Annotated in this window: 11 protein-coding genes; 5 read left to right on the top strand and 6 right to left on the bottom strand. The window is 74.0% G+C overall.

Translation table 11 applies throughout. The annotated features are described in order from the left end of the window. Positions 1-54 precede the first annotated feature (54 nt). Complete coding sequence (gene lon / locus AOM46_RS21330) at positions 55-2,451, top strand: endopeptidase La (protein ID WP_062214174.1); 2,397 nt, start codon at positions 55-57, stop codon at positions 2,449-2,451. A gap of 69 nt (positions 2,452-2,520) precedes the next feature. Beyond that, positions 2,521-2,988, top strand: coding sequence for a PPOX class F420-dependent oxidoreductase (locus tag AOM46_RS21325; RefSeq protein WP_062214173.1), 468 nt, complete (start codon positions 2,521-2,523; stop codon positions 2,986-2,988). On the opposite strand, the gene AOM46_RS21320 is transcribed toward AOM46_RS21325, so the two are convergent. Continuing rightward, positions 2,985-4,310, bottom strand: a complete 1,326-nt coding sequence (locus tag AOM46_RS21320; RefSeq protein ID WP_158920536.1) for a cytochrome P450 — start codon at positions 4,308-4,310, stop codon at positions 2,985-2,987. The genes AOM46_RS21325 and AOM46_RS21320 overlap by 4 nt on opposite strands. A gap of 374 nt (positions 4,311-4,684) precedes the next feature. Here AOM46_RS21320 and AOM46_RS21315 point away from each other — a divergent pair, with 374 nt between their 5' ends. Next, positions 4,685-6,139 (top strand): AlkA N-terminal domain-containing protein, encoded by a 1,455-nt coding sequence (locus tag AOM46_RS21315; protein ID WP_062214171.1) that lies wholly within the window; start codon positions 4,685-4,687, stop codon positions 6,137-6,139. A gap of 175 nt (positions 6,140-6,314) precedes the next feature. After that, a complete protein-coding gene (locus AOM46_RS21310) occupies positions 6,315-6,797 on the top strand; it encodes a methylated-DNA--[protein]-cysteine S-methyltransferase (protein ID WP_062214403.1) in 483 nt (160 codons plus the stop codon). 14 nt (positions 6,798-6,811) lie between these two features. On the opposite strand, the gene AOM46_RS21305 is transcribed toward AOM46_RS21310, so the two are convergent. The 3 genes from AOM46_RS21305 to AOM46_RS21295 form a co-directional block, all read right to left on the bottom strand. Then, positions 6,812-7,294, bottom strand: a complete 483-nt coding sequence (locus tag AOM46_RS21305) for a DUF456 domain-containing protein (protein WP_062214170.1) — start codon at positions 7,292-7,294, stop codon at positions 6,812-6,814. Positions 7,295-7,355: 61 nt separating this feature from the next. After that, positions 7,356-8,333 (bottom strand): DUF2637 domain-containing protein, encoded by a 978-nt coding sequence (locus AOM46_RS21300; RefSeq protein ID WP_370592751.1) that lies wholly within the window; start codon positions 8,331-8,333, stop codon positions 7,356-7,358. Positions 8,334-8,529: 196 nt separating this feature from the next. Then, positions 8,530-9,354 (bottom strand): (2Fe-2S)-binding protein, encoded by an 825-nt coding sequence (locus tag AOM46_RS21295; protein WP_062214168.1) that lies wholly within the window; start codon positions 9,352-9,354, stop codon positions 8,530-8,532. Between the two features lie 179 nt (positions 9,355-9,533). Here AOM46_RS21295 and AOM46_RS21290 point away from each other — a divergent pair, with 179 nt between their 5' ends. After that, positions 9,534-10,205, top strand: coding sequence for a GntR family transcriptional regulator (locus tag AOM46_RS21290; RefSeq protein WP_370592750.1), 672 nt, complete (start codon positions 9,534-9,536; stop codon positions 10,203-10,205). A gap of 891 nt (positions 10,206-11,096) precedes the next feature. Here AOM46_RS21290 and AOM46_RS21285 read toward each other — a convergent pair. Then, the gene (locus AOM46_RS21285) at positions 11,097-11,873 is read right to left on the bottom strand and encodes a hypothetical protein (protein ID WP_062214167.1); all 777 of its coding nucleotides are present in this window, start codon (positions 11,871-11,873) and stop codon (positions 11,097-11,099) included. A gap of 170 nt (positions 11,874-12,043) precedes the next feature. Beyond that, positions 12,044-13,684, bottom strand: a complete 1,641-nt coding sequence (locus tag AOM46_RS21280; protein WP_062214166.1) for a PucR family transcriptional regulator ligand-binding domain-containing protein — start codon at positions 13,682-13,684, stop codon at positions 12,044-12,046. Positions 13,685-13,737: the final 53 nt, after the last annotated feature.

Below are 13,737 nucleotides of genomic sequence, written 5' to 3'. Positions count from 1 at the left end.
TGGGTCTCCAGCATTGAGTCGGCATAGCTCAATTTGCCTGCCAAGGGAGACGTCATGGAAGCATCGTTCGACGTACTCACTCTTCCGGTGTTGCCGTTGGAGAACGAGGTCGTGCTGCCCGGCATGGTGGTGCCGCTCGAACTCTCCGACGCCGAGGTGCGTGCCGCGGTCGAGGCGGCGCGGGCCGCCGCGCCGCGTGGGGAGAAGCCGCGTGTGCTGCTGGTGCCACGCGTCGACGGGAACTACCCGGCCGTCGGCGTCGAGGGCCGGGTGGAGCAGGTCGGCCGGCTGGCCGACGGTGATCCGGGCGCCCTGGTGCGCGGCATCCGCCGGGTGCGGGTGGGCGCGGGCACCACGGGGCCGGGCCGGGCGCTGTGGGTGGAGGTCGCGCCGGTCGTGGAGTCCGTTCCCGACCCGCTGCCCGGCTCGGTCATCGAGCTGGTCAAGGAGTACCGCGCGCTGAGCACCAGTTGGCTGCGCAAGCGCGGCGCCTGGCAGGTGGTGGACCGGGTGGCCGGGATCGACGAGGTCGGCGCGCTCGCCGACAACGCGGGCTATCTCCCCTTCCTCAGCGCCGAACAGCGGAGCACCTTGCTGGAGACGCTGGATCCGGTCGAGCGGCTGCGGGCGGCCACGGCCTGGCTGCGGGAGCATCTGGCGGAGGAGGAGGTCTCCGAGTCCATCGCCAAGGACGTCCAGGACGGCGTGGAGAAGCAGCAGCGCGAGTTTCTGCTCCGCCGCCAACTGGCCGCCGTGCGCAAGGAGTTGGCCGAGCTGAACGGGGAGGCCGAGGATGCGGGCGACGACTACCGCGCCCGCGTCGAGGCCGCCGATCTGCCCGAGCGGGTCCGCGAGGCCGCGCTCAAGGAGGTCGACAAGCTGGAGCGCGCCTCCGACGCCAGCCCGGAGGGCGGCTGGATCCGCACCTGGCTGGACACGGTGCTCGAACTGCCGTGGCACGAGCGCACCGAGGACGCCTACGACATCGCCGGCGCCCGGGCCGTGCTGGACGCGGACCACGCCGGTCTCGCGGACGTCAAGGACCGGATCACGGAGTATCTGGCGGTGCGCAAGCGCCGCGAGGAGCGCGGGCTGAAGGTGGTCGGCGGCCGGCGCGGCGGCGCGGTGCTGGCCCTGGTGGGGCCGCCCGGCGTCGGCAAGACCTCGCTGGGGGAGAGCGTCGCGCGCGCCATGGGGCGGAAGTTCGTCCGGGTCGCGTTGGGCGGCATCCGTGACGAGGCCGAGATCAGGGGCCACCGGCGCACCTATGTGGGCGCGCTGCCCGGCCGGATCGTCCGGGCCGTCAAGGAGGCCGGCTCGATGAACCCGGTGGTGCTGCTCGACGAGATCGACAAGGTCGGCGCCGACTACCGGGGCGATCCGACGGCGGCCCTCCTCGAAGTGCTCGACCCGGCGCAGAACCACACGTTCAGGGACCACTATCTGGAGGTCGAGCTGGACCTCTCGGACGTGGTGTTCCTGGCCACCGCCAATGTGCTGGAGTCCATCCCGCAGCCGCTGCTGGACCGGATGGAGCTGGTCCGCCTCGACGGCTACACCGAGGACGAGAAGGTCACCATCGCCAGGGACCACCTGCTGCCCAGGCAGCTGGAGCGGGCGGGCCTGGCCCCCGACGAGGTCACGGTCGACGAGCCGGCGCTGCGGAAGCTGGCCGGTGAGTACACCAGGGAGGCCGGGGTGCGTGGCCTTGAGCGCACGGTCGCCCGGGTGCTGCGGAAGGTCGCGGCCCGCGCCGAGCTGGGCGAGCTGACCCTGCCGCACGCCGTCGCCGAGGACGGGCTGCGCGCCCTGATCGGCCGGCCGCACCACACGCCCGAGGCCGCCCAGGAGCCCGGGCGGCAGCGCACCGCGGTGCCCGGCGTCGCCACCGGGCTGGCCGTCACCGGCGCGGGCGGCGATGTCCTCTATGTGGAGGCGTCGCTCGCCGATCCGGAGACGGGCGGCTCCGGGCTCACCCTCACCGGGCAGCTGGGCGATGTGATGAAGGAGTCGGGGCAGATCGCCCTCTCCTATCTGCGGTCGCGCGGCGCCGAGTTGGAGCTGCCGGTCGGCGATCTCAGGGAGCGCGGCATCCATCTGCACGTGCCGGCCGGCGCCGTCCCCAAGGACGGCCCCAGCGCCGGGGTCACCATGACGACGGCCCTGGCCTCGCTGCTCAGCGGGCGCCGGGTGCGGCCCGAGGTGGCCATGACGGGCGAGGTGTCGCTCACCGGCCGGGTGCTGCCGATCGGCGGGGTCAAGCAGAAGCTGCTGGCCGCCCACCGCGCCGGGTTGACCACGGTGATCATCCCGCTCCGCAACGAGCCGGACCTGGACGATGTGCCCGCCGAGGTCCTGGCCGATCTGCGGGTGCACCCGGTCTCCGATGTCCGGCAGGTGCTCGAACTGGCCCTGGCCCCGGCCGAGTCGGCCGTCCCGCTGGCCGCCTGAGCCGGCCGTCCCACCCCTCCCGCGAGCCACCGGAAGGCGGCGCGCGGGAGGGGCGTAGGGTCTGCCGTTATGAGTCCTTCGATCGCGACCAACACCCGCGTTGACCTCGACGGCCTGCTGGACTTCGTCCGGGCCAGGCACCGCGCCGTCCTGCTGACCCGGCGCTCCGACGGCTCGCCCCAGGCGTCCCCGCTGACCTGCGGGGTGGACGACGCCGGCCGGCTGGTGATGTCGACCTACCCGGAGCGGGCCAAGACCCGCAACGCCGAGCGGGACGCCGAGGTCAGTGTCCTGGTCCTGTCCGACGAGTGGGACGGCCCCTGGGTGCAGGTGGACGGCGTCGCCGAGGTGTTGCGGGTGCCGGAGGCGATCGAGCCGCTGGTGGAGTACTACCGCAATATCGCCGGCGAGCACCCGGACTGGGCCGAGTACCGGGAGGCCATGGCCCGCCAGGGCAAGTCCCTGATCCGGGTCACCCCACGCCGCTGGGGCCCCGTCGCCACCGGCGGCTTCCCGGCCCGGCTGGCCAAGCCCTAGACAGCCGCGCGACGGTCGTGTGCCCGCAGCACCAGCCCGTGCGGGGCCATCACGATGCGGGGCCTGGGCCGCACCCGGGCGCCCGGCTCCGGCCGCAGATCCCACCGGCCGGCCAGCGCTGAGACGGCGATCACGGCCTCGTGCAGGGCGAACCTGGCGCCGATGCAGATCCGCGCCCCCGCGCCGAACGGCACATAGCCGACGGACGGCACCAGCGCCGAACGCCCCCCGGTCCACCGGTCGGGATCGAACCGCTCGGGATCGGGATGGACCGCCGGATTGTGGTGGAGCTGGTAGGGGCTCACATAGAACTCGGTGCCCTCGGGGAACCGGTGCCCGCCCAGCTCCACCTCCCTGGTGGCGCAGCGCGCGATGATCCAGGTGGGCGAGTGCACCCGCAGGGTCTCGGCGAACAGCGCGTTGGTGAACGGCAGTTGGGGCACATCCTCGGCCGTCGCGGTGCGTCCTTCGAGGACGGTGTCCAGCTCCTGGTGCAGCCGCTCTCCGAGCGCCGGGTCCTCGGCGACCCGGTGGAAGAACCAGGACAGCACGCTTGCGGTGGTCTCGGTGCCGGCGGCCAGGAACGTGACCACCTGGGCCTTCAGCTCCTCGTCCGAGAACAGCGCCTCCTCCTCGCCCGCCCCCTTCTCCAGCAGCGCGCTCAGCAGCCCACCCGCCGCGGGATCGGCGCGCGCGCTCTCCACGGCACGGGCGCAGGTGGCGTCCGCCTCCGCCACGGCGGCGGTGAACCTGCGGGCCGACGGCAGCGGGAGGTTCCGCGCCCACTCGGGGAGCACCGCGTGCCGGAACACCTCGCCGTCCAGCAGCCGGTCGAAAACGCTCACCATCTCGTCGATGCTCGACAGGTCGAAGCTGGGCAAAAGCGAACGTATCGTGACGCGTTGGGTGAGTCGGTTCAGTACCGGCACCAGGTCGAGACGCTCGCCGTCCCGCCAGGAGGCGGCCAGCCGCTCGGCCTCCTCGACCATGACGACGCCGGCCTCGCCGACCCGCTCGCGGGTGAACGCCGGCTGCATCAGCCGTCGCTGCCTCCGGTGCTCCGCCGCCGGGCAGGTGAGCAGCCCGTTCCCGAGCACCGCGCGGGCCTGATCGGCGATCTGCCCGCCCTTGTCGAAATCGCTCACATTGGTCAGCACCGAATGGGCAAGCTTCGCATCGGCAACCAGATAGCCGCGACGTCCCCGCAGCTTCAGCTCCTGAATGCCGGGGCCTCCCGAGCATGCCTTGAGCCAGCCGAGCGGATCCCGCCAGAGCGCCCCGGTATGGCCGAGGACCGGAATGGACCGAGGTGCCCTGGGCACGGTCCCTTGCTCGGATATCGACATACTGTGCCCCTTGTGCGGAGTTTGCGGTGATTTCTGGCCGGTGTAAGCGTGCCCCGGCCCCCGAACCGGACATCGTCGGGACGCTCCGTGGTCGGCGGAACGCGGCGCGCTGGCTGGCGCCCCGTCATGTTATGTGCTGCCGCCCCGCCCCGGCCAGGTGCGCCGGGTAGGGGATCGAGCGGCGTCGACCGGGGGAGTACCCGAGCCGTTGATTCGCTGCTGCGAAGGTTGAATCGAGGGGTGCCCCGGCTTCGTCCCGAAGGGCTCGGGCCCATCCGTCCCGGCCCGCCACCTCCCCGTCCGAAACCCGCCAGTGCCCAGGTCGGGCGACGTCGCACACTGGACGGGTGATGGACGACGACAGCAGGTACGAGGCGGTGCGCAGCCGCGACGAGCGATTCGACGGGGTGTTCTTCACCGCCGTCCTGACCACCGGCATCTTCTGCCGCCCCAGCTGCCCGGCGACCACACCCAAGCGGGCCAACGTCCGTTTCCTCCCCTCGGCCGCGGCCGCCCAGGGCGCCGGGTTCCGCGCCTGCCGCCGCTGCCGTCCGGACGCGGTGCCGGGATCGGCCGAGTGGAACGTGCGCGCCGATCTGGTCGGCCGGGCGATGCGGCTGATCGGCGACGGCGTGGTGGACCGGGAGGGCGTCGCCGGCCTGGCCGACCGGCTCGGCTACAGCGCCCGGCAGGTCCAGCGGCAGCTGGTCGCCGAGCTGGGAGCCGGACCCATCGCCCTGGCCAGGGCCGGACGCGCCCACACCGCGCGGATCCTGCTCCAGACGACCGAACTGCCGATCACCGAGATCGCGTTCGCCGCCGGCTTCGCCAGCGTCCGCCAGTTCAACGACACCCTGCGCGAGGTCTACGACCGCACCCCCAGCGCGCTGCGCGCCACGGCCCCCGCCGCCGGCCGCGCCGAGCCGGTCGAGGGCGCGGGGGTTCCGCTGCGGCTCGCCTACCGGGGCGCCTATGACGCGCGGCAGGTCTTCGACTTCCTCGCCCGCCGGGCGCTGCCGGGCGTGGAGGAGACGCTGGGCGCCCCCGGCGCCCGCACCTACCGGCGCACGCTGGCGCTGCCGCACGGCAGCGGGATCGCCGAGGTGGCGGAGAGCGCCGGCGCCCAGGACCGCCGCTGGCTGCCCTGCCGGCTGTTCCTCACCGATCTGCGCGATCTGACCTGCGCGGTCCAACGCCTGCGGCGCCTCTTCGATCTGGACGCCGACCCCTATGCCGTGGCCGACCGGCTCGGTGGCCGGCCGGGGCTCGGGCCGCTGGTCGCCCGGGCGCCCGGGCTGCGCTCGCCGGGCGCCGTCAGCTCCGACGAACTGGCGATCCGGGCGGTGCTCGGCCAGCAGGTCACGGTGGGCGCGGCCCGCACCCTGGGCGGCCGGCTGGTCGCCGCGCTCGGCAAGCCGCTGGGGCGGCCCGACGGCGGCCTCACCCACCTCTTCCCCGAGCCGGCGGCGCTCGCCGAGGCCGAACTCGCCGAGCTGGGCATGCCCGAATCCCGCCGCGCGACACTGCGCACCCTGGGCGCCGCGCTCGCCGACGGCCGCGTCCAGCTCAGCCCGGGCGTCGACCGGGACGAGGCCGAACGGCGGCTGCGCGCGCTGCGCGGCATCGGCCCGTGGACGGCCGGCTATGTGCGGATGCGGGCCCTGGGCGACCCCGATGTCTTTCTGCCGGGGGACGCCGGAGTCCGGCACGGGCTGGCCCTGATCGGAGCGACCGTGGCCGATGCGGAGCACTGGCGCCCCTGGCGCTCCTACGCGCTGCACCACCTCTGGCGGGCCACCAGCTGACCGAAAATCGACGCCCCCGGTGACACGTCGACGCCCCCCGGGGGGACCGAACGACGGCTCCCCCATGACCAACGGGCGAACGACCCTCGCCGCCACCGTCACCCCGAACCGACCGCGGACCGATCCGCGGACCGACTCACAGACCGATCGCACCACACGAACAACGGAGAGCACCGTGCGCTACACCATCCACCCCAGCCCGCTCGGCGACCTGCTGATCGCGGGCCCCCGCCCCGGCGTGCTGTCGTCGGTCACCGTGCCGGGGCAGCGGCGCGGCGCGACCGTCCAGCCGGACTGGGTGCGCGCCGACCCCGAATTCCGGTCCGCGACCGAGGAGTTCGACGCCTACTTCGCCGGCGAGCTGACGGAGTTCACCCTCACCCTGGAGGCGGCCGGCACCCCGTTCCGGCAGCAGGTGTGGGCCGCGCTGGACGAGATCCCGCTCGGCACCACCACCACCTATGGCGCGTTGGCCGCGAGCATCGGGATCTCGCCCCGCGCGGTGCGCGCCGTCGGCGGCGCGGTGGGCGCCAACCCGCTGACGGTGATCCGCCCTTGCCACCGGGTGCTGGGCGCCGACGGCTCGCTCACCGGCTACGCGGGTGGCCTGGACCGCAAGCGGCAGCTGCTGGTGCACGAGGGAGTGGCGCTGGGCTGAGGCGGGGCACCCGGTCAGCCGAGCAGCAGCACCGCGAGCCACAGGCCGACGACCAGCAGGCAGGCACACAGCTCCACCAGGGTGTAGCGGCCGGTCGTGCGCAGAATGTCCCGGGTCGACGCCCAGGCGGAGCCGTGCCCGCCGAGTCGCAGCCGCTCCCAGCCGTAGAGGCCGGCGACAAACCCCGGTACCGCGCCCACGACCGGCAGCAGGAAGAAGCCGACCGTCCCGGTGCCCGAGGCGAACAGCAGCTGACGGGTGCGGACTTCGGCGACCTGACCGCTGCCGGACGGCAGCAGCCACCGCACCACCTGGCTGATCAACAGCAGCGCCGTCGCGGCGACCAGCACCCACCAGGCGCGGGTCGTGCCGTCGGCGGACGACCACCAGAACACCCCGGCCCAGACGGCCAGGGTGCTCGGGACATGGGGCAGCGCGGTGGCCAGCAGGCCGCAGAGCATCACCACGCCCACCAGCGCCGTCTGCCACGTCCCCATGCGCCAAGGCTGCCCCAGGCCCCCGGGGCCCGTCACCCCGGGGGCGGTGACACATCCCCGGCTAGCCGAACTGGCGCTCGATTCTGGCCAACTTCTCCTCCAGGGAGTCGAGGCGCGGCGCGGCCGTCGACATCGAGCCGGCGTCGCCGTCGACCGTCGGCCCCTGGAGCGCCCTGGGCGTCCCCGCCGCCTCCAGGGCGGCCGGCTCCGGCGCCGGGGCCGGCGGCATGCCGACGCCCAGCTCCCGCCGGCCCCGCCCGAAGAACCGCTGCTGACCGCCGCCGATCGCGCGCAACCTGGCCCGCTCCAACTGGCGTTGCTCCCGGCGGCGCAGCTTGCCCTCCTCCTTCTTGCGGCGCTCCTCGCGCACCTCCTCGACCGCCTCGTCCAGGGTGCGCACCCCCTCGAGCAGCATCAGCGACCAGGCGCCGAAGGTCTCGCGCGGGGCCCGCAGCCAGCGGACGAAGCGGATCTGCGGCATCGGCCTGGGCACCAGACCCTGCTCGCGCAGCGCGGCCCGCCTGGTTTGCTTCAGCGCCCGGTCGAAGAGCACGGCGGCGGAGAGCGACATGCCGGCGAAGAAGTGCGGCGCGCCCGCGTGGCCCGTACCCCTGGGCGCGTGCACCCAGTTGAACCAGGCCGCCGCCCCGGCGAACAGCCACACCAGCATCCGGGAGCCCATCGAGGAGTCGCCGTGGCTGGCCTCGCGCACGGCGATCACCGCGCAGAACATCGCCGCGCCGTCCAACCCGAACGGCACCAGGTACTCCCAGCCGCCGGAGAGCGCGAGGTTCTCCCGGCCGAAGCCGACGAGACCCTGGAACGAGAGCGCCGCGGCCACCCCGGCGCAGCAGAACAGCAGCGTGTAGGACGCGGAGGCGTAAACCCGTTCCCGGCGCCGCCGTTGGGACTCCAGGCGTTCCCAGGAGTCCGTCTCCTGAGCCTCTCCAGAGGACTTACGGCCCCGGGTGAGCAGGGCCGTGGCGGCCAGGAAACCCACCAGCAGGATGGCCGCCGCCAACACCCAACTGAACTGCATGTCCGTCACCTTCACCGCGATGTTGCCCCTCGCCCGGGTGTGCCGTGCGACCCGGCGACGCCGGGCGCTCTCGGATTCCAGCTGTTTGGAGAAAGCGTGATGCTACCTGAGGCCCCGTCAGTTCCAATTCGGGCGTAATGCCACCAACGAGTGGTAATTTGGGGGAACTTGCCGCCGGGTACCGGATGATCTGTTATCAACCGGCGGTCAGGCGCCGCACCCGGTCGCTGTCACACATCCGCGGGCAGGTCACGCAGGTGTTCTCCGGGCGCAGCGTGTAGAACATGCAGCAGCTCGCCCGGTCCCGGGTGCGAAGCGGCTCGTCGGCCGGCCCGGTCAACTCCCGGAAGCCGGCGTCGGCGCGGAACGGCGCGGTGTTCCCCGGGAGAAGCAGCCCCAACTCCCGGACGGCACGCTCCTCCTCGTTCAGCAGATGGCCGAAATACCACAGGGACTCGGCGAGTTCGTCCGTGGCCACGCCCCAGAGGGCGCGCGCCCTGCGGCGCATCCTGGGCCCGAAGGCGTCCAGCAGCGGCCCCAGATGCTCGCTCGCCCCCCGCCGCACCTCGGCACGCAGCGCCTCCTCGTCCGCGACCACCACGGCGCCGGGCAGCCCGGCCGCCGGATCGTCCGGCAGACAGGCGAACGCGGAGACGCGGACGGTCAGCCGGGTCGGGTCCCGTCGGATCGCCACATCCTCGGGCGCCAGTCGGGGCACCCGGCGCAGCAGGAAGTACGGCAGCGTGAAGAGCACGGCGGCCGGCCAGGCGTACCGGTGCAACGCGAAGCTGGCCACCACATCGGGCCGGGCGTCACGGCCGTAGGCGACGCGGGCCTGCTCGGCCTCGGCGGCGATGAACGCGTCCAGCGCCGCGCCCCCGGCGGCCAGCTCGTCGCCCCGTGTCCAACCCGCACCGGACCGCGGCCGACCCTCGGTGATGCCCAGCGTGGGCATCGCCTCGGTCACCCGGGCAAAAGCGGGCGTCAGCGGTGTCGTGGTGGTCAACGCGGGCACGGTCATCTGGCCACCGATCCGTAACTGGTGCAGGTAAGCCTTACCTTACCTGACCGATCTCTGGGGTTTGCGGGTACGGAAACTCCGCCTAGGGTGCTGGAACCCACTTGATTCGGGGGCAGGAGGGATGGAGCGGACAGATGGAACCCACCCGAATGGAATCGGCCATTTCGGGGGCCGGGGCCGTGGCTGACCGTGTCCCGCCCAGGCGACGCTCACCGCTGCCGGTGCGCCCCCGTTCTTTGCCCGAGCGCTACTCCGTCAGGGCCCAGGTGCTGGCCGCCCTGAGGGACGCCCTGGCCAGCGGGGAACTGACCGCCGGCGAGACCTACTCGGCGCCGCTGCTCGCCGAACGGTACGGAGTGTCGGCCACCCCGGTGCGGGAGGCGATGCAGCGGCTGGCCAGCGAGGGCGTGGTGGAGACGGTGCCCAACCGGGGCTTCCGGGTCACCGGGCGCAGCCAGCGCGATCTGGCCGAGGTGGCCGAGGTACGCGCCGCCCTCGAAGTCCCCGCCCTCCTCGCGCTCGGGCGCACCCTGCCCCCGGAACGCTGGGAGGAACTGCGCCCGTTGGCCGACGCGACGGTCCGCATCGCGCTGCTCGGCGACCGCGCCGGCTACGCGGAGGCGGACCGCGCCTTCCACCGCGAGCTGCTGGGCCTGACCGGCAACCGCCATCTGGTCGCCGTCGCCCAGGAGATGCACCGCAAGGCCCAGAGCCCCCGGGTCGGCGGCCGCCCACCCGGCTGCGTCGAACTGGTCGCCAGCGCCCGCCAACACGGCTTCCTCCTCGACGCGTTGACCCGCCGCGACCTCCCCACCGTCGAACGCCTGGCCCACGCCCACCTGACGACGTGACGCGGCGGGACGCTGCGGCTGTCGCTCGACGCCATCGGAGGGCGGGCGCGGGAGGGGACGAGATCGGCCGGGCCGTTTGCGGCCGGTGGACAACACGGTGACGCGGTTACGCGCCGTTGGGCATCCGCGCACGCGGGTGACGCGGCGTTGTCATTGGTGAGTTGACGTCCGCGCCCGCGCCCGCGGGGGACGACGCGGCGCCCGGCTCGCTGTGCTGGCGCGGCGTTGCGCCGCCGGCCATCCGGCACGCCGGTAACACGGCGCCCCGGCCGGCGCGTTGGCATGCTGCCGCGATCGGCCGTCCGTACCCCGGCGGACGGAGGTACGGTCTGCGCCCGGCCCGGCGCCGCGCGGGCCCTTCACGGCCCGCTGTCCAGCGGGCCGGGCGGCACCGGTGCCGCCGCAGGCGCATCGGCAGTGGGCAACCCGGCCCACCGTGGACCGGCCCGCGCTGCCGGCGCCGTTGCCGCATCGGTTCGGTGGCAGCGGTGGTGCGGGGTCCCCGCCAGTGGGCAACGCGGCGCGCCGTGGGGTGGCCCGCGCTGGTGGCGTCATTGCCGCATCGGTTCGGCGGGCGCGGTGGGCGACGCGGCGCTGCGGGAGGGCGTTAGTCCGCGTTGCTGGTTCGGTGGCAGCGGTGGTGCGGGGTCCCCGCCGGTGGGCAACCCGGCCCACCGCGAGCTGGCCCGCGCTGCCGGCGTCGTTGGTGCATCGGTTCGGTGGGCGCGGTGGTGCGGCGTTCCCGTCGGTGGGGAACACGGCGTGCCGTGGAACGTGGAACGTGGAACGTGGAACGTGGGCGGGTGGCCGGGGGGCGTTGGTCTGTTCGCCCGGTGGCAGTGGTGGCGTGCCGGGGCGGGGGCTGCCGCAGGCGGGGGGCCGGCCCTGGGGTCAGTCGACTTCCGCCAGTTGGGGGGCGAGCCAGTGGGGGACCTCGCCGAGGAGACGGAAGAGGCGGGTGGCTTCGGCGCGCAGCCGCTCCGCCTCCTGGGGCGGTTGCACGCCGGCGAGCGCGACCAGGGCCGGTGCGATGCCGACCAGAAAGCCCAACTCCTCGCGCAGCCGCAGGGATTCGGCGAAGCCATGCCGGGCCTCCGCCACCTCGCCGTTCTCCAGCGCCAGCGCCGCCAGATGGCGCCAGGTGTAGGAGCTGAGCAGCGCGTCGCCCCTGCTCAGCGCCTCGTTGTGGGCGCGACGGTAACCCGTCTCCGCCGCCTGGGGGTTGCCGCTCACATGCTCGGCCATCAGCCCGCGCCGGAAGTCCAGCAGCGGCCGTCCCGGGGAGCCGGGCGCCAGCAGTGCCGCCGCGCGGCCCAGCGCGGCGCGCGCCTCGTCGGCGCGGTCGCGCACGCGCAACAGCGTTGCCGTGTAGGCGAGATAGCCGCGCTCGCAGGCGGCGGTGCCGCGTTCCTCGTCGGTGAGGGCCATCGACTCGGCGGCGCGCAGTGCCTCCTCGGCGCGCTCCCAGCCCTGGCTGGTGAACATGCAGCGTTCCACCAGCAGTCGGGCGCGGAGCAGCGCCGACCTCGGCTGGTCCTTCGCGGTGGGTTCGAGGAGGGCCGCGGCGTCCTCCCAACAGCCTCGTGACCGCAGCCGCCATACCGCACTGTCGAGCGCCGTTCCGCTCGCCGTTTCCAGAACCGGATGTGGTACGGCGGTATCCGTCACATCGCCCTCCCAGCGCGTCGTTGTGCTGTTAGCCCCTCGTGATGTGAGTGCATCTCAGCATGGGAGACGGCACCCGGCCAAGAGGGGAGCGTGAAACAGTTCACAAGTACCTTCCCCGGTCAGACCGTTACGCGCTTCGGTTGGGGCGGGAATCGGCCATTCGTGGCGGGTCAGCCCAGCCGGAGCGCCAGCAGGAAGTCGACCGCGTCCTCAAGGCGGTGTAGGTCGCGGCCGGTCAGCTGCTCGACGCGGCCGATGCGGTAGCGCAGCGTGTTCACATGGAGATGGAGTCGGGCGGCGCACCGCGTCCAGGAGCAGTCCTCTTCGAGGAACGCCTCCAGGGTGGGCAGCAGCGCCGCGTTGTTCCGTTCGTCGTAGGCGCGCAGCGGGGCGAGGAGTCGTTCGGTGAAGGCGCGGCGCACATCGTCGGGGACAAAGGGGAGCAGCAGCACATGGGAGGCCAGCTCCTCGTGGCCCGCGACGGACACCCGTCCGCCGCCCCTGGCGGCGGCGACCCGGCGCGCGTGCCTGGCCTCCTCCAGCGCCCCGCGCAGTCCGCCGGCCGATGAGACGGCGGCGCTGACGCCGAGCGTCAGCCGGGCGCCGTCGCCAAGTCCGGCGGCCAGCGGACGGTCGATCGCGCGGGCGATCGTCTCGGCCCGCAGCGGGGCGCCCGCGGTGTCCGCGTCGGCCGGCCAGGGGACCGGGACCAGCGCCACGGCCTCGCCCTCGGTGTGGGCGACGGCGCAGCCGGTGTCGGGGGAGGTGGGGTCCCAGAGCAGTTCCTCCAGGACCGTCCTGGCCGCCGGGCCCGCCTCGAAGTCCGCTTCGGGGCGGTGGAGTTCGGCGACCACCACCTGCCAGTCGGGGTCGCCGCCGCCGGGCAGCAGCACCGAGGCGGCGACCCGGAGGCGGGCGGCCAGCTCGGCCGGCGCGGCGCCGGCCGCGAGCAGGTCGAGGATCTGTCCGGCCAGTCGGCGGCTCACCCCGCGCGCGGCCTCCCTGCGGTCCCGTTCGGCGGCCACCAGATCGGCGACGCCGGCGAGCAGGTCGAGCCGGGCGGGCGGCCAGTCGGTGGCGTCGGCGCGGACGGCGAGCAGCCAGTCGGCGAGCGGGGTGGCGCCGGGGGACGTGGCGTCGCCGCGGACCGGGAAGACGGAGTACACCGGTCGCCCCTCCGGCGGCACCACCCGGTAGGGGCCCGGCCGGTCGGCGCGCCGGGCCGCGAGATGTCGGGCCGCGAGTTCGGGTCCGACGCCGGGCGGCAGCGCGTCGTCGGTGGCGCCGGCGATCTCCCGGCCGGTGGCCGTCAACAGCCAGGCGGACAGGTCGAGATCGGAGGCCAGCAGCGCCAGTACGGCACCCGGTCCCTCGCCGGCGGGGCCGGCGGACATCAGCCGCCGGTGCCGGTCCACCACGGCGGCCAGATCGCCGGCGCGCTCGCCCGACACCTGGCGGACCACGTGTTCGGTGAGTTCGGCGAAGCCCACCTTCTCGTCGACGGCGAAGAGCGGGAGCCCGTGCGCGGCGCAGGTCGTGGCCAGCTCGTCCGGCACGGTGCCGAACTCGACCTCGCCGGCGGCCAGTCCGGAGACCCCGGCGTCGACCAGCGTCCGCACGAAGGACGCCGCGTCCTCGGGGCCGCGCCACCAGGCCAGGCCGGTGAGCACCAGCTCGCCGCCGCGCAGATAGCGGCTGGGATCGCGGAGGTCGGTGGTCATCACCCCGCGCACCGGCCGGTCCAGCTCGGTCTCGCCGCACAGCAGTCGCAGTCCGAGGCGATCGGACTCCAGCAGGGCACGCAGTCGCACGGTGGGCCGCTCCTCGTGAACGTGTGTCGGCCTGTGGGGGGTGTCACGGGCCC

Source organism: Streptomyces sp. NBRC 109706 (assembly GCF_000974485.1).
GTDB lineage: Bacteria > Actinomycetota > Actinomycetes > Streptomycetales > Streptomycetaceae > Streptomyces.
This window is presented reverse-complemented; position numbering and strand designations above follow the sequence as displayed.

Excerpts from the sequence above, each read along its gene's own strand:
- lon (WP_062214174.1), top strand. The coding sequence starts at position 55 with ATGGAAGCATCGTTCGACGTACTCACTCTTCCGGTGTTGCCGTTGGAG.
- AOM46_RS21325 (WP_062214173.1), top strand. The coding sequence starts at position 2,521 with ATGAGTCCTTCGATCGCGACCAACACCCGCGTTGACCTCGACGGCCTG.
- AOM46_RS21315 (WP_062214171.1), top strand. The coding sequence starts at position 4,685 with ATGGACGACGACAGCAGGTACGAGGCGGTGCGCAGCCGCGACGAGCGA.
- AOM46_RS21305 (WP_062214170.1), bottom strand. The coding sequence starts at position 7,294 with ATGGGGACGTGGCAGACGGCGCTGGTGGGCGTGGTGATGCTCTGCGGC.
- AOM46_RS21300 (WP_370592751.1), bottom strand. The coding sequence starts at position 8,333 with ATGCAGTTCAGTTGGGTGTTGGCGGCGGCCATCCTGCTGGTGGGTTTC.
- AOM46_RS21295 (WP_062214168.1), bottom strand. The coding sequence starts at position 9,354 with ATGACCGTGCCCGCGTTGACCACCACGACACCGCTGACGCCCGCTTTT.